Source organism: Sinobaca sp. SA16-1 (genome assembly GCF_059510515.1).
In genome coordinates this window covers 25,964-45,403 of sequence record NZ_JCAKFL010000003.1, presented here as the reverse complement: position 1 = coordinate 45,403, position 19,440 = coordinate 25,964, and the positions used below count along the sequence as shown (strand labels likewise).

General features: G+C 45.0%; 23 protein-coding genes and 1 pseudogene. 8 read left to right on the top strand and 16 right to left on the bottom strand.

Annotation, left to right across the window (positions count from 1 at the left end; translation table 11 throughout):
* Positions 1-34: 34 nt before the first annotated feature.
* Together AC5W2J_RS08230 and AC5W2J_RS08225 are read right to left on the bottom strand one after the other, a co-directional pair.
* The gene (locus AC5W2J_RS08230; protein ID WP_496058998.1) at positions 35-1,300 is read right to left on the bottom strand and encodes a TRAP transporter large permease; all 1,266 of its coding nucleotides are present in this window, start codon (positions 1,298-1,300) and stop codon (positions 35-37) included.
* Between the two features lie 26 nt (positions 1,301-1,326).
* Positions 1,327-1,875: a TRAP transporter small permease gene (locus AC5W2J_RS08225; RefSeq protein ID WP_496058997.1), complete on the bottom strand. Its 549-nt coding sequence runs from the start codon at positions 1,873-1,875 to the stop codon at positions 1,327-1,329.
* Positions 1,876-2,534: 659 nt separating this feature from the next.
* Between AC5W2J_RS08225 and AC5W2J_RS08220 the strand changes: the two genes are divergently transcribed.
* Both AC5W2J_RS08220 and AC5W2J_RS08215 read left to right on the top strand, forming a co-directional pair.
* Positions 2,535-3,017, top strand: a complete 483-nt coding sequence (locus tag AC5W2J_RS08220) for a divergent PAP2 family protein (RefSeq protein WP_496058996.1) — start codon at positions 2,535-2,537, stop codon at positions 3,015-3,017.
* A gap of 17 nt (positions 3,018-3,034) precedes the next feature.
* On the top strand, positions 3,035-3,847 hold the full coding sequence (locus AC5W2J_RS08215) for a cobalamin-binding protein (RefSeq protein ID WP_496058995.1): 813 nt from the start codon (positions 3,035-3,037) through the stop codon (positions 3,845-3,847).
* Between the two features lie 52 nt (positions 3,848-3,899).
* Here AC5W2J_RS08215 and AC5W2J_RS08210 read toward each other — a convergent pair whose 3' ends face one another.
* Positions 3,900-4,229: a YuiB family protein gene (locus AC5W2J_RS08210; protein ID WP_496058994.1), complete on the bottom strand. Its 330-nt coding sequence runs from the start codon at positions 4,227-4,229 to the stop codon at positions 3,900-3,902.
* A 97-nt stretch (positions 4,230-4,326) separates the two neighbouring features.
* Positions 4,327-5,532, bottom strand: a complete 1,206-nt coding sequence (locus tag AC5W2J_RS08205) for an NAD(P)/FAD-dependent oxidoreductase (RefSeq protein ID WP_496058993.1) — start codon at positions 5,530-5,532, stop codon at positions 4,327-4,329.
* 326 nt (positions 5,533-5,858) lie between these two features.
* Between AC5W2J_RS08205 and AC5W2J_RS08200 the strand changes: the two genes are divergently transcribed.
* Entirely contained in the window at positions 5,859-6,848 is a 990-nt protein-coding gene (locus tag AC5W2J_RS08200; protein WP_496058992.1) for an NAD(P)/FAD-dependent oxidoreductase, read from the top strand.
* A 57-nt stretch (positions 6,849-6,905) separates the two neighbouring features.
* On the opposite strand, the gene AC5W2J_RS08195 is transcribed toward AC5W2J_RS08200, so the two are convergent.
* From AC5W2J_RS08195 to AC5W2J_RS08185, 3 genes are all read right to left on the bottom strand, one after another.
* Positions 6,906-7,415, bottom strand: a complete 510-nt coding sequence (locus AC5W2J_RS08195; RefSeq protein ID WP_496058991.1) for a hypothetical protein — start codon at positions 7,413-7,415, stop codon at positions 6,906-6,908.
* A 126-nt stretch (positions 7,416-7,541) separates the two neighbouring features.
* Positions 7,542-7,895: a HesB/IscA family protein gene (locus tag AC5W2J_RS08190; protein ID WP_496058990.1), complete on the bottom strand. Its 354-nt coding sequence runs from the start codon at positions 7,893-7,895 to the stop codon at positions 7,542-7,544.
* A 69-nt stretch (positions 7,896-7,964) separates the two neighbouring features.
* Positions 7,965-8,165, bottom strand: coding sequence for a Spo0E family sporulation regulatory protein-aspartic acid phosphatase (locus AC5W2J_RS08185; protein WP_496058989.1), 201 nt, complete (start codon positions 8,163-8,165; stop codon positions 7,965-7,967).
* A 263-nt stretch (positions 8,166-8,428) separates the two neighbouring features.
* Between AC5W2J_RS08185 and mqnE the strand changes: the two genes are divergently transcribed.
* Positions 8,429-9,535, top strand: a complete 1,107-nt coding sequence (gene mqnE / locus AC5W2J_RS08180) for an aminofutalosine synthase MqnE (protein ID WP_496058988.1) — start codon at positions 8,429-8,431, stop codon at positions 9,533-9,535.
* A 19-nt stretch (positions 9,536-9,554) separates the two neighbouring features.
* Here mqnE and dapF read toward each other — a convergent pair whose 3' ends face one another.
* From dapF to AC5W2J_RS08165, 3 genes are read right to left on the bottom strand one after another with little or no spacing between them, the layout of a single operon-like run.
* Positions 9,555-10,418 carry a diaminopimelate epimerase gene (gene dapF, locus AC5W2J_RS08175; protein ID WP_496058987.1) on the bottom strand — a complete coding sequence of 288 codons (864 nt, stop codon included), beginning with the start codon at positions 10,416-10,418 and terminating at the stop codon, positions 9,555-9,557.
* The gene (locus tag AC5W2J_RS08170; protein WP_496058986.1) at positions 10,415-10,663 is read right to left on the bottom strand and encodes a hypothetical protein; all 249 of its coding nucleotides are present in this window, start codon (positions 10,661-10,663) and stop codon (positions 10,415-10,417) included. Before AC5W2J_RS08170 ends, dapF begins: the two co-directional genes overlap by 4 nt.
* A 17-nt stretch (positions 10,664-10,680) precedes the next feature.
* Positions 10,681-10,917, bottom strand: a complete 237-nt coding sequence (locus tag AC5W2J_RS08165) for a YuzB family protein (RefSeq protein ID WP_496058985.1) — start codon at positions 10,915-10,917, stop codon at positions 10,681-10,683.
* A gap of 207 nt (positions 10,918-11,124) precedes the next feature.
* Here AC5W2J_RS08165 and AC5W2J_RS08160 point away from each other — a divergent pair.
* Both AC5W2J_RS08160 and AC5W2J_RS08155 read left to right on the top strand, forming a co-directional pair.
* Positions 11,125-11,286, top strand: a pseudogene (locus AC5W2J_RS08160) (TetR/AcrR family transcriptional regulator); the annotation flags it as partial.
* A gap of 408 nt (positions 11,287-11,694) precedes the next feature.
* Positions 11,695-12,768, top strand: coding sequence for an NAD(P)/FAD-dependent oxidoreductase (locus AC5W2J_RS08155; protein ID WP_496059643.1), 1,074 nt, complete (start codon positions 11,695-11,697; stop codon positions 12,766-12,768).
* A gap of 21 nt (positions 12,769-12,789) precedes the next feature.
* Here AC5W2J_RS08155 and AC5W2J_RS08150 read toward each other — a convergent pair whose 3' ends face one another.
* Positions 12,790-13,101, bottom strand: coding sequence for a DUF1462 family protein (locus tag AC5W2J_RS08150; protein ID WP_496058984.1), 312 nt, complete (start codon positions 13,099-13,101; stop codon positions 12,790-12,792).
* Between the two features lie 203 nt (positions 13,102-13,304).
* Here AC5W2J_RS08150 and AC5W2J_RS08145 point away from each other — a divergent pair, with 203 nt between their 5' ends.
* Positions 13,305-13,547, top strand: coding sequence for a NifU family protein (locus tag AC5W2J_RS08145; protein WP_252315292.1), 243 nt, complete (start codon positions 13,305-13,307; stop codon positions 13,545-13,547).
* A gap of 75 nt (positions 13,548-13,622) precedes the next feature.
* Here the strand turns inward: AC5W2J_RS08145 and thrB are convergent, their stop codons facing one another.
* From thrB to AC5W2J_RS08120, 5 genes are all read right to left on the bottom strand, one after another.
* Positions 13,623-14,552, bottom strand: a complete 930-nt coding sequence (gene thrB / locus AC5W2J_RS08140) for a homoserine kinase (RefSeq protein WP_496058983.1) — start codon at positions 14,550-14,552, stop codon at positions 13,623-13,625.
* On the bottom strand, positions 14,542-15,612 hold the full coding sequence (thrC, locus tag AC5W2J_RS08135; RefSeq protein ID WP_496058982.1) for a threonine synthase: 1,071 nt from the start codon (positions 15,610-15,612) through the stop codon (positions 14,542-14,544). Before thrC ends, thrB begins: the two co-directional genes overlap by 11 nt.
* Positions 15,609-16,907: a homoserine dehydrogenase gene (locus AC5W2J_RS08130; RefSeq protein WP_496058981.1), complete on the bottom strand. Its 1,299-nt coding sequence runs from the start codon at positions 16,905-16,907 to the stop codon at positions 15,609-15,611. The genes thrC and AC5W2J_RS08130 overlap by 4 nt, the downstream gene beginning before the upstream one ends.
* Before the next feature lie 128 nt (positions 16,908-17,035).
* Positions 17,036-17,833: a TIGR01457 family HAD-type hydrolase gene (locus AC5W2J_RS08125; protein WP_496058980.1), complete on the bottom strand. Its 798-nt coding sequence runs from the start codon at positions 17,831-17,833 to the stop codon at positions 17,036-17,038.
* Positions 17,834-17,845: 12 nt separating this feature from the next.
* Positions 17,846-18,304, bottom strand: a complete 459-nt coding sequence (locus AC5W2J_RS08120; protein WP_496058979.1) for a DUF86 domain-containing protein — start codon at positions 18,302-18,304, stop codon at positions 17,846-17,848.
* Positions 18,305-18,461: 157 nt separating this feature from the next.
* Between AC5W2J_RS08120 and glpX the strand changes: the two genes are divergently transcribed.
* The gene (gene glpX / locus AC5W2J_RS08115; protein ID WP_496058978.1) at positions 18,462-19,436 is read left to right on the top strand and encodes a class II fructose-bisphosphatase; all 975 of its coding nucleotides are present in this window, start codon (positions 18,462-18,464) and stop codon (positions 19,434-19,436) included.
* The last annotated feature ends 4 nt before the right edge of the window (positions 19,437-19,440 follow it).

Genomic DNA, 19,440 nt, shown 5'->3' with positions numbered 1-19,440 from the left:
TAAGTATAGTAAATAATCTATATTCACTCCCGCTTTACAGCAGGAAAAGTGAAAGTGGTTCAAAAATAATGACAATAATTCCAATAAGCACCATCATGACAATAAACGGAGGTGTTCCACGGATCGTATCCATATAGGATCGGTTGAACACAGCGCTTGCCGTAAATATATCAACACCAAATGGTGGAGTGGCCGAGCCGAGCGCTGCCTGAAACGTAATGACAATGCCAAGATGGATAGGATCAACACCTGCCTGCATGGCAGCCGGGTAAAAAATCGGCGTTAATATAAGAATAACGACGATCGGATCCACAAACATGCACCCGATAAAAAAGAAGATGGCTACAATTAACAGGACGTATATAGGTCCTGGATTGCCGGAAAGAAATGTCTCGGTAATCAGCTGCGGAATTCTTGCAAACTGGATCGCCCAGGCAAACGCCTGGCCGCCCGCTACGAGAATAAAGACAGCCGACGTAACCAGGCCGGTCGATAAAGCTACTTTGGGTATTTCCATGATTTTGATGGAACGGTAGATCACTACTTCAAGCAGAAGAGCATACAATACAGAAACTGCGGCAGCTTCTGTCGGCGTAAAAAATCCTGTGTAGATTCCACCGATAATAATTACCGGAAAAAGCAAAGGCAAAATCGCTTTATATGTAACAACACCGCGTTCTTTCCAACCTATCTTTTCGGCTAACGGAATATTGTTAATTTTTGCATGAATATAGCCGTAAAGAGCAAAACAGAACAAAACCAAAAGGCCGGGACCAATACCTGCAATAAATAAATCGCCTACGGAAGTACCGGAAATTAATGCATAGATGATCATGGCAATACTCGGCGGGATGATAAGCGCCACATCGCTTGCGTTAATAATAAAAGCAATCGCCGTTGAATCCTTGTAGCCTATTTTCAAAAGCCTTTCTCTCATAGGCTTTCCGATCGCTACAACGGTAGCCTGGGTGGAGCCTGAAATAGAACCGAACATGGCACAGGCGGCAGCCGTTGTAATTGCATAGCCTCCGCGCAGGTGGCCGACAAAGGCCCCGATGAAATCCAAAAGCCTGTTTGAAGTGCGTCCTTTTGACATGATGTCAGCTGCGAAGATAAACAGCGGCACAGCCAGCAGGGCATAGTTCGAAATGCCTTCAAGCATCTGCTGGACCATAAAGAATGGTTCCACGTTCGGAAAGAAAAATATGACCACTACCAGCGGAGCAAGGATAAGCGGAATCATCATTGGAAAGCCCAGCATTAGAAATACAAGCATTATTCCAACAAGTGTTAGGATCATTGTGGTTACCTCGCTATCTGCATGAATTAGATGTTCGTGGGTTTTTCCATATCGCTGTCTGAATCATAGTCCTTTCGTTCAGCTGCTAAGTATACTTCTTTGTTTTTAACGTTCACCCAGAAATTTCTAAGAAACTGGATTCCACCAAGTGTAAATCCGAGCGGTGCCCATATGAGCATCCAGTAGTAAGGAAAACGCAGAGCTGAGGTCGTTCTGCCTGAGTTGTAGACAGACATTACATATTGGTACGAATAAAAAGCTAAAATAAATAAAATAATGGCAGTAACAAATGGAATAATCAGAGCCAGTGCTTTTCTTGGCTTATAGGGCATATTATCAAACACTGCTGACATGCTGATGTGGCGCCCCTGCCTGGCGACATAGCTTATCCCCATGAAGGTAGCCATATAAAGAGCAAGCTGGCTGATTTCTTCTGTAAAAGCCCAGCTCCCCATGTTCAGGTTACGGCTGACTGTATTTCCTGCCACCATAACTGTAATAGTAATAATCGATAATGCCAGGATCAGTTCTTCCACTCTTTTCAGCCCAATATCAAGCCACTTAAGTATTTTCATCTGTCATCAACATCCATTCTCTAAGAGTGTACTGATTAATAATTCCCTGATACTTTAGGCTCACTTCTAATAGTAAAAGAACTACTCCTTCTGTTCAAATACCGTCAAAGGGTTTGAAAGCCCGTAAAGAAGGATAAACAGCTGTATGGTGTTAATATCATTGACATTTCTTTGCGTATCTTCTTTTCCTCCTCCTTTCGTCCACTTACTTTGTAAACAGTTTATGAAATTAAGGCATTTATTCTGTGATAGAGAGTCTGTCTGTGATAGGGTGAAAACATAGGGCATGCGCAGACTATAAATATTTTGTGCCAATAGTATTTATATTTATCTGGTAACGAATTAATCCTCCTGCGATTATTTCTATCCTATAATAAGTTAGTTAAATGATCACACGGCTTGTCATATTATGTACTAAAGTTTCCTAATTCCTTTGTGTTTTTCGCATCTATAAAGGTTTTTGTAATTATACCAATTTTCCGAAAAATATAAAAGAATTAGTTCTTTAAAACTAATTTATGACATCTTTTACTTTTTTTATTTTATATTAGAAAAGTATAAGCAGCCCTGAATCATTTCCAGCTTCTCTGCGTGCTGCCGCTGAAAACAGGATTCACTGCTCAACGAAAGAAAACGAATGGAAAGGAAGATCATATTACATGGAAATTATAAATAACTTTCCATTATGGGTAGCTTTGTTCTCTATCCTTTTTGCCCAGGGCATTAAAATCCCCCTGGCGTTTATTGCATCAAAAAGATGGGATATGACTTTAATCACGAGTACGGGAGGAATGCCGAGTTCACACTCTGCGGCAGTTACCTCCGTCTGTACGGCTATCGGTCTTGAACAGGGATTTGACTCTTCCCTGTTTGCCGTCTGTACCATTTTTGGTGTAATCGTGATGTTTGACGCAACCGGCGTCCGCCGTCATGCCGGCTACCACGCGACGATGATTAATCAGCTTGTCGTAGACTTTAACAAATTTGTTACTGAAGCACGTACGTGGCAGAAAAAAGAAGAAACGGAAAAACGCGAAGAATTAAAAGAACTGCTCGGCCACCAGCCGGTAGAAGTATTCTTTGGCGCGCTTCTCGGTATTCTTATTGCTTACTTTGCCAATATGTACTTTATCGGATCCTAAAAAGGCAGGTGCACATTATGACCCGAATTGTTTCTTTATGTCCAAGCAGCACGGAAGTCGCGGCCTATCTTGGCCTGACCCCGAATCTTGTCGGCGTTGATTCCTATTCTGACTGGCCCGAAGAAGTGAAAGCTCTTCCCGATCTCGGTCCGGATCTTTCCATTGATATGGATGCGGTCATGGAGCTTAAGCCGGACGTAGTACTTGCATCTCATAGTGTACCCGGTATGGAAAAGAATACGAAGGAAATGGACAAAAGAGGCATTTCCTACGTGTTAACATCTCCCAACACGCTGGAAGATGTTCTCGATGATTTGATGATTATTGGAGAAGCTACTGGAACGGTTGAAAAAGCAAAAGCAGTAATTGATGCCTGCCGCCGGATAATGGATACATACCGTGAACTTGCTTCCGAATGCCATCCTTCCAGACTTTACTGGGAATGGTGGCCAAAGCCCCCTTTCACGCCGGGCGGCGGCAATTGGCTTACAGAAATCAGCGCGCTGGCAGGTGCTGAAAATATCTTTGCCGATAAAGAAGAAGCCAGTGTTAAAACGACCTGGGAAGAAATCCAGCAGCGGGATCCGGATCGGATCTGCCTTGCCTGGGTGGGTGTTCCCTTTGATAAAGTAAAACCGGATTTGTTGAAGAAAAGAGAAGGATGGCCGTCTATGAAAGCTATGACAGACGACCGCATCCACGTTCTTCCTGAGCCGCTTTACTGTCGTCCCTCTCCGCGTCTTTTTACCGGGATGGCTGAACTGGCCTATCTTCTGCATCCGGATGTTTTTCCCGAACCGTTGTCCTCGGATGTACTGCTTTATCCATAAGAGAATCGCTTCATACAAAAAGCCGCGCCTCGGAAGGAGCGGCTTTTTGTATCTAAAACATCTGGTATCCTCTGACTCTCAGCATACGAATCGCTATCCCTGCAACAACAGCACCGATAAAGCCGCTCGATAAAATGAGATAATCCACAATCTGCAAAGAGAGCAGCTGTCCACCCAACTGGGAAAAAGAAGCTGCCGGTGCAGAGAAGTAACTCCAGATTCCTAAACTATCCACTATCCATACTACGATAAGCGGATAGACTATCGCCATCACCCACGTAGACCGTAAAATCATATTCAGCAGAAAACTAATGCCAAAAAACAGTAGTAAAAACAGCATCATTGAAATAATAAGCTGCGGGAGGCTTCCGATTCCTGTCATTTCCCATACCCCCTGTATTGATCACGCTTACACAGGCGGAGAAAAACCGGAAATACCGTTTCAGCGGTATTTCCAGCTGTTCTGCCCTGAATAATGTTTAGAATGGGTTTTTCCCCTTTTTGAGTACGAGGGCCGGTCCGCCCAGGATCCATAAATAACGATTATCAATCATTTTTTTCATGAAGTTGGCGGAACTGCCAAATACTTTGCGTTTTCCAATTACACCGATGGCTTCTTTGCCGCCAAGGGAGGCTACGGTACCTTTAATTTCCGGCTTGAATTCTTCAAGCGGCTTATTATTAATTAACGCATTCAGGTTATTGGCTACTGTCACAGCCTGCTGCATAGCAATCTGTGCAGTCGGCGGATAAGGACGCTCGGTTTCCTCATTAATCATAAGTGAACAGTCTCCAATAATAAACACGTTCTCATGCCCGGGAGCACGCAGGTCTTTATCTACTTTTACGCGGCCGCGCATATTTTCAAAACCGGATTTTTCGATAACCGGATTTCCACGGACACCGGTAGCCCAAACAACAGTAGACGCTTTAACGTCTTCTCCGTTTTTAAGGACAAGCCCTTCTGCCGTTACTTCTGAGATAGGCGTATTAATTTTGAATTCCACTCCGCGGTTTTCAAGCAGGTTCATCGCATACTCTACGAGCTCCGGATCAAATCCGGGAAGAGCTGTCGGTGCAGCCTCTACGACATACATTTTAATTTTATTCATCGGGATATCATATTTTTTGCTTAGTTCCGGAATGCGTTCGCTTAATTCACCAATAAATTCCATACCGGTAAACCCGGCTCCGGCTACAGCAAATGATAAATCTGCTTCTTTAGGCTCTGGATCGTTATTGTATTTGGAGAACATAAATTCAATATGGTCTTTAATCTGGCGCGCTCCATTAAGTGTCCATTTGCTGTATGCGTGTTCAAAAACGCCCTCTACACCAAACGTCTCCGGCACAGCTCCCAAACCTGTAACAATATAATCGTAATCAGCGCTTCCAGTGTTTTTAAGCACTACTTTGTTTTCCGCTGGTTTAATTTCTACTACTTCATCTTGAATAAAGTTGATTTTTGTTGTATCTAAAACGTCTTTAATGTTCATCCGTGTGCGGTCCGGATGCAGCGTTCCTGCGGCCGGCTCATGAAGCCACGTCGTCTGGTAATGATAGTCGTGCTTGCTTATTAATGTTACATTGGCCTGATTGCGGTCAATTTTTTTGAAAATTTTTGCTGCCGTAACCATTCCGGCGTACCCTGCACCTAAAATAAGAATATTTGGCTTTCCTGCCATGGTATGTCACTCCCTAGAGAATATAATTTATGTTTATAAGTGTGTTTGTGATCTATTTCACGTTCAGATACGCAGAAATATTCTTGTTGTCTATAGGACCAGACTCTTTCATAGCAAAAGCATGAAAAAGTCGTAAAATATTCACAAATCTCATTATTAATGATATTGGTTTTAATCGCATATTTCAACCTTTTTTTACGGCTTTTCTCTTTTTATTACAGCGCTTTCCATACATTTCCCCCAAATAATATGCAGGACTTTTAAAAAAGGACTTGATATGCGTATAATAGAGGTAGTTTTCTCAGCATAATTTGGAGGTAGATAACGTGGCACTTGAGCAGGACATATATGATATAACCATTATCGGCGGAGGGCCGACCGGTCTTTTCACAGCATTCTACGGGGGAATGCGTCAGTCAAAAGTAAAAATTATTGAAAGCATGCCCCAGCTTGGAGGACAGCTTTCGGCTCTTTATCCTGAAAAATATATATATGATGTAGCAGGTTTCCCAAAAATCCGGGCACAGGAACTTGTCGACAACTTAATTGAGCAGATGACACCATTTGGTCCCAAGGTCGTATTGGAACAATCGGTGGAAAATGTAATCAAAGTAAATGACGATATTATAGAACTGCATACAGACAAAGAAATTCATTATACAAAAACCATTATTATTACAGCCGGCGTCGGTGCATTCCAGCCCCGCCGGCTTCAGGTGGACGGAGCAGATCCTTATGAAAAAGGAAACCTGCACTACTTCATTAACGATCTGCAGACGTTTGCAGACGAAAAAGTGATGATCCTCGGCGGCGGCGATTCCGCTGTAGATTGGGCTAACATGCTTGACCCTATCTCAGAAGTAAAGCTTGTTCACCGTCGTGCTAAGTTCCGTGCACATGAACACAGCGTGGAGCAGCTTGAACAGTCTGATGTAGAAGTGATGACTCCCTACCAGGTAACCGCCATCCACGGGGACGGAAAAAAGATCCAGCAGGTAGAACTCCAGGAAGTAAAAGGAGAAGAAAAATTACTGGTGGATGTGGATTCCCTTATCGTTAACTATGGTTTCGTTTCCTCTCTCGGTCCTATTAAAGAATGGGGACTTGATATTGAAAAGAATACGATTAAGGTGAACAGCCGTATGGAAACGAATATTCCAGGCATCTACGCCGCAGGCGACGTTGCCACTTACGACGGTAAAGTAAAGCTTATTGCGACCGGCTTCGGTGAAGCACCGACAGCCGTGAATAATGCGAAAGCGTACCTTGACCCTGACGCAAAGCTGCAGCCGGGCCACAGCTCCCACATGTTTTAAAAAACAGCATAAATCAAGCCCTCCGGTTATATGAGCCGGGGGGCTTTTTGTTTCATATTAAATGAGCTGATCTGCAAAAATCTCCAGCCGCTCGATCCATTCACTCTTTGCTGCTTCATCCCTGCTGTAAGGGTTGTTTACATCTACTTTAATTTCAATTTCTATGTTGTTCCCGTATCCTGCCGTAAGGCCTCTGAATAATTTCTGACCCCAGTCATAATATTCATTTTTCATTTCCGGTCCTTTGTAATACATTTCTTTATATAGATGGTCCGGCAGTACTTTCCTGCTGACTGTATACGAGCCTACCAGCGGCAGGGCCGTTTTTTCACATGCAATTGTGTATTTGTATAATGCTCTCGTACGGGATTCAAACTCCAGTACCTCCAGAACATCTTCCCTGCTTTCCCAACGCTCTACGAGAATACTGCCGCTTTTGAGGCGGGGCTTAATAAACTGGCTGCACCCATTAATAAAATAATTCAACTTCTGTTTTTCTTCTTCTTCATTCGAGCTGCACTCCGCAAGCTCCATTTTTAAATTCTCTATAATTTGATTGATTTCCATAGACTATCACTCCCTCTGTATGCTTAAACAGTAGGCTACCAGGCAAAAAAAGTCAATAAATTCTGACATCTTAAATAAAAGAAAAACTCTCTCCGTTTTTCAACGAAGAAAGCTCTTATCAACCTGTTAACAATCTTCCGGCGTGCCGGCTTTCGTTGCTGTGCGGAAAGATGATCCGCAGCCGCACGACGCAATCGCATTTGGATTGTCGATCGTAAAGCCGCCGCCCATCATGTTTTGTTTGTAGTCGATGACTACTCCATCCAGAATTGGGGCGCTTTCTTTATCTACAATAACGTCGAGTCCACTGATCTGGAGCACGTCATCTTCTTCTTCTTTAACGGAATCAAATCCCATTCCATATGAAAGCCCGCTGCATCCGCCGCCTTTAACACCTACACGGAGCATAAGGTTTGTATCTTCTTCTTCCTGCATCATCTCTTTAACGCGAGCCGCAGCTGGTTCTGTAATATTAAGCATAGTATATATCCTCCTTTAAGGAATAGTTGCTGTCCTTTAAGAAAATTATATATGCTATAGCCTGTAAATTCAAATGATCTGGAAGGAGACCGATCTTTGAACAACAGCAGCCGGTGGATCCAATTCCATGAGCATGTTATGATGTCTGTCGAGCTTTTCGCTGTAATATAGTACAAGTGGATGGCTAAATCCATACGTGGAAGCGGCATTCATCATCTTTACACGAAGTTCTTCGATTCTTTTTTCATTTTGCTCTGCTGTTATCTGCATGACGAGTCTCCTTTTTTTATTTGGAAATTGCATATCTATTTATTTCTTCAATTATATGTCAATTACCAATTTAAAACAATAAATAGATGATTACTATTTGATTAAATTTATTTCAAATCAGTTCTCTTTAATTTACTAATTCCAGGATGTATAATGGAAATTGCAGCTATATTAAGTATATATTTTCAAAGCAGGATAACTTGTTAGGTTTTATATAGTATACTTTTTCAGAGTCAAGTAGAGACAAGAGGATTTAGAAAGGGATGATGGATGTGCCTGTAACATTAAACACGGACGTACGAATGAAAGAAATCATTGAAAAAGTCAATCATGGGCAGCGCCTGTCTATTGATGACGGGCTCCACCTATACAACACCACGGACCTGCTTACCGTAGCCCAGCTGGCAAACCAGGTGAATGAGCAGAGAAATGGAAATAATGTATATTTTATAGAAAATATGTACATTAATCCAACAAATGTATGTGAAGCAAGCTGCAGCTTCTGCGGCTTCAAACGAAAGCCCGGCGAAGAAGGCGCGTATACGATGCATGAAGAAGAGCTTCTTGAGTATGTAGAAAAACGCTGGAACGATAACATCCGCGAATTTCATATTGTCGGCGGTCATAACGTAGAAGTCGGCTTTGAGTATTATGTAAATACGGTCCGTACGCTTAAGAAGCACTATCCTTCGGCTTCCATTAAAGCATATACCGGCGCAGAAATTGAATTTTTCTCCAGAATTTCCGGGCTGTCTATGCGAGAAGTGCTTCAGGAGCTTATGGATGCCGGGCTGGACACTCTTCCAGGCGGCGGTGCTGAAATACTAACAGAGCGGTACAGAGCCAAAATGAGCCCGGACAAGGCCTCTACAGATGAATGGCTCGAAGCACATGAGATTGCACATGACCTTGGGATGAAAACCCATGCTACAATGCTCTATGGTTCGATTGATACGTTTGAAGAGCGCTTAATTCATATGGACAGGCTCCGTCAGCTTCAGGATAAAACTAACGGATTTATGGTATTTATCCCGCTTGCGATGCAGCCGAAAAAAGTTGGAGCCGGCTTAAACCGGAGAACGTCTGCTTATGACGACATGCGTACGATTGCCATCTCCCGCCTGATGCTTGATAACTTTGACCATATTAAAGCATACTGGATTAATATTGGTCCTCAGCTTACTCAGATGGCCCTTACATTTGGATCCGATGATATACACGGTACGCTTATTGAAGAAAGAATCTCCCACTCTGTCGGCGCCCTTACTTCTCAGGGATTAACAAGAAAAGAACTTGTCCACCTGATCAAAGGAGCAAACAAGCAGCCGATTGAACGCGATACCTTCTACAACGAAATTAAAAGATATTAACACCACAAAAAAATAGACCCTACCGGGGTCTATTTTTTAATGTGCCTTCGCAGATCGTTTCCGCTGCACCATTCATCGTAATATGACCGTCCCGCTGCCAGGTAATATATAAATCCCCCCCCGGCAGATGTACGGTAATTTCTTTGTTCTTCTGCATCTTTCCGTTTAAAATGGCTGCTGCGACGGCGGCACAGGCTCCAGTCCCGCAGGCCTGAGTCTCGCCGGATCCGCGCTCCCATACCCGGAAATTCATTTCTGTTTCAGACAGAATCTGTACAAACTCCACGTTAGCTCGTTCCGGGAAGCATTCGTGCTTTTCCAGCACCGGTCCGAGCGTATGAACAGGAGCTTCCTTTGTATCATCTACAAACAGCACGGCATGCGGATTTCCCATTGATAATGCCGTTACTTCAAAGCTGGTACCGCCGGCTTCCAGCAGTTCCCGGACCGCTTCACTTTCCGGATCACCGGCCAGCATCGGAATATGTTTCTTCTGCAGCCGCGGCTTTCCCATATCAATCGTCACCATATCAACAATCGATTTAGAATGATCCGGATGGACAGTAGCTTTTACCGTCCCGCCTTTTGTTTCAATCGTAAACCGTTCATTATCTACATATTTCTTTTCGAATACGTATTTCGCTGTGCAGCGGAGGCCGTTGCCGCAGGTCATGGCTTCCGATCCGTCGGCGTTAAATATTCTCATCCGGGCGTCTTCGGTACGGGACGGTTCAATAAGAATTAACCCGTCCGCGCCTATTCCCCTGTTTTTATCGGATACATAAACCGCCAGTTCGCTCAGGCTTCTTTCTTCCAGTTCTTCTTCAAATAAATCAATATAAATATAGCTGTTGCCCAGTCCGTGCATCTTTGTAAACTTCATCGTCCTGCTCCCCTCAGTTTATCCTCTGTCCAGAAATAATCTTCGTCTGCTTGTATGATGACCATCCGCGTTAAACAGCACGGCATAATAAGAGGTGTTTTTATTTCCTCCAGCGCTCTTTGCAGATTTCCTTTAGTTAAGTGTGTTAATACATTTTCCTGACCACAGTAAGGGCATTCCTGTACGTAAATATCGTCTCCCATTTTTTCGTACGGCCATGTATTTTCGAATGTTAGAAATACCATACCTGGTCTCCTTCCAGTTAAAACATTGGATTTTCTTCTAAATACTGATATATATTATCGACCAGTTCCTCGGGCGTTTCTCCTTCAACGACTTCGCCATTGACCAGCGCATAGTTTGTATCCGCACATAAACCACAGTTACCGAGACAGCCGTATTCAATAATATCGAAGTTCGGATCTTTTTCCAGTTTTTCCATAGCAGCCTGGGACCCGCTGGCCAGATTACTCAGGCAAAACTCTACAATTGGTCTCATTTGCTCTACCACCCTTTTTTCAGCTCTGCAATTATCCTACCGTTCAATGCTTCCAACCGTCAATGTATCTACTCTATTTATTTCTGCAGGTTAAGTTTTCTGACTATTTTCCAGTTGTTGTAATGTCAGTTTAAAATCTTTATAATAAAATTGACCAGGGTCACTTTTGACAGAAAGTATCCTTTGAAGTAACGGAGAGGTCAAGTTATGAATAGAATGCAGAAAAAAGAACGAACAAAGCAAAAAATTCTTTCGGAAGCGCTTTACCTTTTCCGCGAGAAAGGATTCGATGCTACGACTGTCCAGGAAATAACAGAAGCCGCCAATGTGGCGAAGGGGACTTTTTTTAATTATTTCCCTACAAAAGAGTCCATCATGCAGTCTCTGGCAGAAGACCGGCTGCATCAGGTAGAATCGTATATCGACCGATATGCCCTGCACCGCCTCGCTTTGTTTTCCAGGATCCGTGCTTACATCAGCTACTTTCTTGGAGAATACCAGCTGAATCCACAGTTGACAAGAAAAGTATGGCAGCACGTTGTGGAACACGAAGTGCTGCTCCGCACCCACTGGGAGCAGCTGCTTTATGAAAGCGAACGCCGCGGTGAAATAAAGCCGCATCTGGATATTCCGGCATGGAGCCATATTATGAACAGCCACTTTCATTACCTGCTGGCAACAAGCACTGCTGAAAACCGGGAGGAATTTATCGAAGAAATGATGGCCATGATGTATACAAGCCTCCATAGTATTACCACAAAAAGGGGACATGAAATAATGAAAAGAGTTGTTATACTTGGCGGAGGGTACGGCGGTCTGCGTCTGCTGCAGCGCCTGCTTACCAATGACCTTCCGTCCGATGTCGAAATCGTGCTGATTGATAAACTGCCTTACCACTGTATGAAAACAGAATACTATGCGCTTGCTGCAGGTACGGAATCCGATCATCAGATCCGGGTGCCGTTTCCTACTCATAATCAACTGCGTCTTCAGTTTGGCACCATCGACCGCATTGATATGGACAGTAAACTCGTTCATATGAAAGGGGAAAATCCGGTTGCTTATGACAGCCTGATTGTTGGACTCGGCTGTGAAGATAAATTTCATGAAGTACCCGGTGCTGCTGAGCATACGTACAGCATTCAAACAATGGAAGCCACGCGTAAAAGCTATCAGGTGCTTACAAGCCTTCCTGCAAGTTCCAGCGTTTCCATCGTAGGAGCTGGACTGAGCGGCGTGGAGCTGGCCAGTGAACTGCGTGAGAGCCGCTCCGATCTTAGAATTCGCCTATTTGACCGCGGGGATACTATTCTACCAATGTTCCCGAGCCGTCTAAGCAGATACGTGCAGAAGTGGTTTGAGAACCATCAGGTGGAAGTGATCAGTAATTCCGATATCACACAGGTGGATGAACATACGATTTATAATCACGGCAAACCGCTTGAGTCTGATGTTATTATCTGGACTGCCGGTATTCAGCCAAATAAAGTAGTCCGTGACATGGACGTGGAAAAAGATCCAAGAGGACGGGTCATTCTCACGCCCCACCACCATCTCCCGGACAACAAAAACGTTTTTGTTGTCGGGGACTGCGCTAGCCTTCCTCATGCTCCAAGTGCCCAGCTTGCTGAAGGCCAGGCCGAACAGATTGCGATGGTACTCAAAAAGAGATGGAAAGGCGAATCCCTTCCCGAAACACTGCCTGAAATTAAATTAAAGGGTGTCCTTGGCTCCCTTGGTAAAAAACATGGCTTTGGTGTCATGGGCGAAAAGGCTGCTGTTACAGGCCGGGTAGCCCGGATGCTGAAAAGTGGTGTCCTCTGGATGTACAAAAACCATAACGGTGTATAAAGACAGAAAAAAGCTCTCTTCTTAGGAAGGGAGCTTTTCAATGTATTCATACACTTTTTTCAGACGCGGATTTCCTTCTGCGACAACTTCCCCGTTTATGAGAACGAGCGGATAAATTCTATCGTTTTCTATCATGTCACGAGCTGTTTCCTCTTCTTCTTTTCCGTTAGGCTGGTGCATATCCACATACACGACGTCCAGCGGTTTATTCGGATATTTTCTCTGCAGAGCCGCTTCCAGCCATTCTTTTGTTTCAATGCTGGAAGGCAGCTGGACGCATCCGGAACATTTTTCTTCCGATCCGTATACTTTTACTGTAATTGGCTGATTCATGTCATGATCCCTTCTTTCTTCTTCTTTCCGGGTTCCGGTGGTGAAGCATTTTGAAGTATTTTTTCAGAAAACATTAATGAGAATGCTTCGCATTAGTTGTCATCGAAAAGCAATTCATAGTAGAATATAACTTAAGCTCCTTTAATTATAGACTACCTGTACAGGAGGTACTATAATAAAGGCAATGAAAGGAGAGATACATCATGGCACAAGCTACTGAAGAAATGAACGGACAGGTTTTAGAAGTATTGGACAAACTACGTCCTTTCCTACTTCGCGACGGCGGTGACGTTGAGCTGGTAGATATTGAGGACGGTATTGTAAAAGTTCGTCTAATGGGAGCATGCGGATCCTGCCCTTCTTCAACGATTACTCTTAAAGCAGGAATCGAGCGCGCGCTTCTGGAAGAAGTACCAGGCGTTGTCGAAATAGAGCAGGTATTTTAAGCACTCCTTCATAAAAGGTTATTGCTTTGACGAATCAAAAGAGTACGCTCCCTATCGGGAACGTACTCTTTTTCGTTAGGATGGAATGCCTGCTCCTGCATCTGATTTCACATAGAAAACCTGTGATCCCTTTTCGTCCGGTGCTGCAATCTGCACGTCAAAATCGGGATAGTCCTTCTGGATTTTCTTTCTTACTTTTTCCCCGTCTCCTTTAGGGACGATACACAACACAGTAGGACCGGCACCGCTCAGCGCTGCCCCGTGGGCACCATATGCCTTTGCCTCCTGCATAATATCCATCAGTCCCGGTACGAGACCGGCCCGGTAAGGGTGGTGAAACACGTCGCGTACCATCATATCGCCGACAAGTTCCCAGTTACCGGTCAGAATGCCGGCTGTCAGCACATTGCTCACTGCGCTGCCTTTGATCGCATCTTTATACGGCAGCTGCGCCGGCAGAATACCTCTGGCTTTTTTTGTCATCAATTCCTGCTCTGGAACTGCAATCACAATATCAATATCCGGCACGCCGGCGTGGACCATACTCGTTGCATCGTTACTATGGGCACCAATAATAAGCCCACCATAGAGGCACGGCCCTACATTATCAGGATGCCCTTCCCAGATGCTGGCAAACCGCATTTTTTCTTCTTTTGTCATACCGGCGGACGTTACCTGGTCAGTCATTTCGATTCCGGCAATGATAGCCGCTGCACTGCTTCCAAGGCCTCTTGCAAGCGGGATATTGCTCGTCATATGCACACGGCAGGCGGGCAGCTCTTTGTTAAGCTCCTTGGCCAGTGTCTCTGCAACAATATAGATAAGGTTGTCTTTCCCTGAAGGAATGCCTTCTAATTCAGCTGAGTCCGATGTAAAAGACCACTCTTCTGCAAGGGTAACCTCCATCGTTAAATAACGGTCAACCGCCAGGCCGATAGAGTCAAAACCCGGACCCAGGTTAGCAGAGCTCGCTGGTACAGTGACGACCAACTTTTCACCCCTCACTTACGACACCTCCTTTAATTTGTTCGAGGAAGGCCTCCCGGCTGTTTGGCAGCACAGTAGGCTTAACCGTAATCGTATCAATAGCGGTACTTGGATCTTTCAGACCGTTTCCAGTGAGTACGCACACTACTTTGGATCCTTTAGCGATTTCACCGCTTTCAATCTGCTTTTTCAAACCAGCTATGGACGCACACGAAGCAGGCTCTGCAAAGACGCCCTCCGTCTGGGCAAGCAGCTGATACGCTTCCAGTATTTCTTCATCTGTTACCATATCAATTTTTCCGTTGGATTGATTAACTGCTGTAACAGCTTTTGTCCAGCTGGCCGGATTTCCGATGCGGATAGCCGTAGCAATGGTTTCCGGTTCTTCAATAATTTCATTTCTGACAATCGCGGCTGATCCTTCTGCTTCAAATCCGCGCATCTGCGGAAGGCCGGTGCCGTTTCTCTCGTGATATTCTTTAAACCCTTTCCAATACGCTGTAATATTACCAGCGTTGCCGACGGGGATCGCCAGAACGTCCGGTGCCTGTCCAAGCTGTTCGCACACTTCAAAGGCAGCCGTTTTCTGGCCTTCAATCCGGTAGGGATTCACGGAATTAACGAGCGTAATCGGTTCTTTATCACTGATAAGCTTTACGATTTCAAGGGCGTTGTCAAAGTTTCCCTGAATTTCAAACACTTCCGCGCCGTACATAACAGCCTGCGCCAGCTTTCCGAGGGCAATTTTCCCCTCGGGAATAACAACGATACAGCGAAGACCTGCCCGGGCGCCGTAAGCGGCCGCCGCCGCTGATGTATTTCCTGTGGAGGCGCAGATGATGGCTTTGCTGCCTTCTTCTTTCGCCTTGGCTACCGCCATAACCATTCCGCGGTCCTTAAAAGAACCGGTAGGGTTGGTGCCTTCGGTTTTGACGTGAATTTCCACGCCCCACTCTTTTGATAGCTTTTCCAGTGGAATAAGAGGCGTGTTTCCCTCCCGTAAAGATAAAAGAGGTGTATCTTCTGTTACCGGCAAAAATTCTTTATACGTTTCCAATAGGCCTTTCCAACTGCTCATTCTGCGTTTCCTCCCTCGACACGATAACTGCTTTTAACAGCTACAACCACGTCCATTTTTTCCAGTTCTGCAAAAATTCTTTCATATACGGACTTGGTAGTCGTATGTGTAATCACTGCTACTTCAGCGATCTGGTGCTCAATCGGCCACTGCATTAATTTCTCAAAGCTTACATTTTCTTTGGCAAAAACAGAAGTCAAGGCAGCGAACGTACCTGTTTCATCTTTTACGTGCAGGCGGATAAAGTATTTGGACCGTACTTCATCGTGCGTTTTCAGCTGTTTATGGTACAACGGAGGAACAATGCTTCTGCCGCTGACACCAAGCTTCATGTTCTTCACTACCGTTACCAGGTCGGAAACGATAGCTGTCGCTGTTGGAAGGGAACCGGCACCTGGTCCGTAAAACATTGTTTCTCCAATAGCATCTCCGTATACATATACCGCATTATATTCATCGTGGACGGAAGAAAGCGGGTGTTTAGCCGGCAGGAGCATAGGCTGTACCGTCAATTCAATCCGCTCTCCATCCCGTTTTGCAAGACCGATCAGTTTTAATGCATAGCCCATTTGTTCGGCATATTTAATATCATCAATCGTTACGGTAGTAATGCCCCGGACATCCACGTCTTCAAGCTCTACATCCATGGAAAAACCAAGCGAGGCAAGAATAGCCATTTTCCGGGCGGCATCGAGTCCTTCCACATCGGAAGTTGGATCACTTTCAGCAAACCCGAGTGCCTGGGCTTCAGCCAATACATCGTCGTAGGCGCGTCCGTCCTGGCTCATTTTTGTTAGAATATAATTCGTTGTTCCATTCACAATTCCCATCATCTGGGAAATGCGGTCCGAGGACAGGCCTTCGGTAAGTCCGCGTATAATCGGAATACCGCCGGCAACACTTGCTTCATAAAATAAATCGCAGTTGTTTTCCGATGCGATTTTCACAAGCTCTGCTCCGTGAAGGGCAATCAAATCTTTGTTTGCCGTGACGACATTTTTTTTATTTTTTAACGCACGGATGATGTAGTCTTTTGCTTCATCAATTCCGCCCATTACTTCAATAACCACTTTAATCTCTTTATCTTCCAGAATATCTTCTACTCTGTCGGTGAGAAGCTGATCTGCATTTTCTATATCTTTGTACTTGTCCATATCCCGGACAAGTACTCTTTTCACCTTAATGCCGGAGCCCACCTGATGTGCTAAATCTTTTTGATGATCTTTAATAATCTGCAGAACCCCAGTTCCTACCGTTCCTGATCCTAATAACCCAATTTGTATATCCTTGCTCATTCTCTCCACTCCTCACCACTGACTGCTTCGTTCTCTCTGTTCTTAAAGGTATATTGTCCATTGTAACGAATTACCCTGTATGTTTACAAGGGGGAAACATATGTCTTTTTATAAAGGACATTTATAGATTACTTCTTATCGCTTTTTTCTTCTGTGTTCTCTTGAAGCGTCCAGTCTGCCATGCTCTGTATACTGTAAGAGGGCAGAGCCGTTTTCTGCTGAATTTCTTCCAGGCTTGTAATACCTGTCTGCACGTGAATCGTGTCCATGCCGCTTCGAATGCCGGCTAGTATATCTGTATCGTAGTTGTCTCCAATCAAGACCGTTTTTTCGAGCGGTGTACCGAGTATATAGAGGGCTTGTTCTATAATAACGCGTTCCGGCTTTCCGATAAAGACCGGATCCTGTCCGGTGGCTGTCTGTACGACAGAGGTAAACGCTCCGTTTCCCGGCAGAAATCCTCTTTCCGTAGGAAGAGCTTTGTCACTGTTTGTTGAAACAAAAACAGCACCATTTCTTACGGCCAGGGCCGCCTTTGCCAGCTTTTCATAAGTAATTCCCCGGTCTATTCCCATTACCACGTACGCCGGGTTCTCTTCTGTATACTCCACTCCTGCTTCTTCCATCGCCTGCAGCAGTCCTGTTTCTCCTATAATATAAGCAGTATGCGGAGCGGGACCAGCTTTTACATAAGCTGCAGCTGCAAGAGCGGTCGTCCAGACCTGTGCCGGTTCTGCCGGCACATTAAATGCCTGGAGCTTACGGCTGACCTCTTCCGGAGTGGCAGAGGAATTATTGGTTATAAACAAATAAGGAAGACCGGCCTCTTTTAATTGATGAATAAAAGCTATCGCTTCCGGTATCGGCTCTTTTCCTCTATATACGGTTCCATCTAAATCAAGCATATATCCTTCATAAGCTTTCATGCAGTATCTCTCCTATTTCTTATCCTGTTTATTTTCCGGCAGAAAGGCAGACACCGGCCCGAGTTCTTTATCGATATAAGTGCGTACGCACTCCGGAAATTTCTTTACGTATTCAGCTTCCGCCTGGACGTTTGTCCATAAGGCGTCATGGTCTATTTCTATATAATCCCGGGTCAGCGTTTTTCTAAGCTTAATCAGCCGGGTAAGTCCTGCAAATACGTCTTCCGGAATTACCTTTTCGTCTTCCAAAATTGCCAGAATATCTTCGTAGCTGCCCGGATCTCTCATTATGAAGCCATCAATCATCTGGTTACCCGTATCAATAACCGCTTCAATCCACCCCTGTGCCAACCGTTCCAGAGCAAGACGCTGAATTATGTCCCCCATTGACTGAAAAGACGTGACTGCTTCATACAAAGACTCTATATAAGCCAGCTGGGCTTCAATTTTCTGTCGATCCACAAAATACATTGTTCATCCCCCCTGTGCCTTTTTTCCATAATAAAACTAGTATATCACAGGAGGTTTTCAAACCGCATGACGCGCAAACCCTCGATAATATGATAGGATAAAGAATGCTGATTATAGTTTGTTTTTATAAGAGATAGTACATAAAAGGAGAGAAAGTATGGATAGAGAGCTTGCTTTAGAAGTAATTAGAGTGACCGAGGCTGCGGCTATTTCCTCAGCACAGTGGATGGGACGAGGTAAAAAAATAGAAGCTGATGATGCAGCCACTTCCGCCATGCGGCTGATTTTTGATTCGGTCAGCTGCAAGGGAACCGTCGTCATTGGAGAAGGAGAGCTTGATGAAGCCCCTATGCTCTACATTGGCGAAGAGGTCGGCAATGGCAACGGACCGGAAGTAGACATCGCTGTTGACCCGCTTGAAGGAACAAATATTGTGGCCAACGGCCGCGGCAATGCTATGGCCGTTCTGGCTTTAGGGGACCGCGGCACCCTGCTTCATGCTCCTGATATGTATATGGAGAAGCTTGTGGTCGGACCGGAGGCAGCCGGACTCGTAAGACTCGATGACCCTATTGAAAAAACGATCGATATTGTAGCCAAAATGAATAATAAACGTACCCGCGACGTCACGGTTATTATTCAGGACCGGGAGCGTCACCAGGATATTATTGACCGGGTCCGCGCCAAGGGTTCACGTGTTAAATTGTTCGGTGACGGAGATGTCGGCGCATCTATTGCCACATCCCTCCCCCAGACCGGCATTGACCTGTTTGTCGGCACAGGCGGCGCACCGGAAGGCGTGATTTCCGCGGCTGCCATTAAAGCATTAGGCGGCGACATGCAGGCCCGTCTTGTTCCGGATAACGAAGAGGAAGAACAGCGCTGTATCGCGATGGGTCTGGCAGATCCCCGCCAGCTTCTGTATCTGGATGACCTGGTTAAAGGGGACGATGCTATTTTTGCTGCGACCGGCGTTTCATCCGGGGAACTGCTCGAAGGCGTTCGCTTTCTTGGCGGAGACCTTGTGGAAACGGATTCGATTGTCATGCGTGCCAAAACTAAAACAGTGCGTTATATTAAAGCACATCACCACCTGCAGAATAAACCGCATCTGCTTGCAGATGACGAGTAAAGGA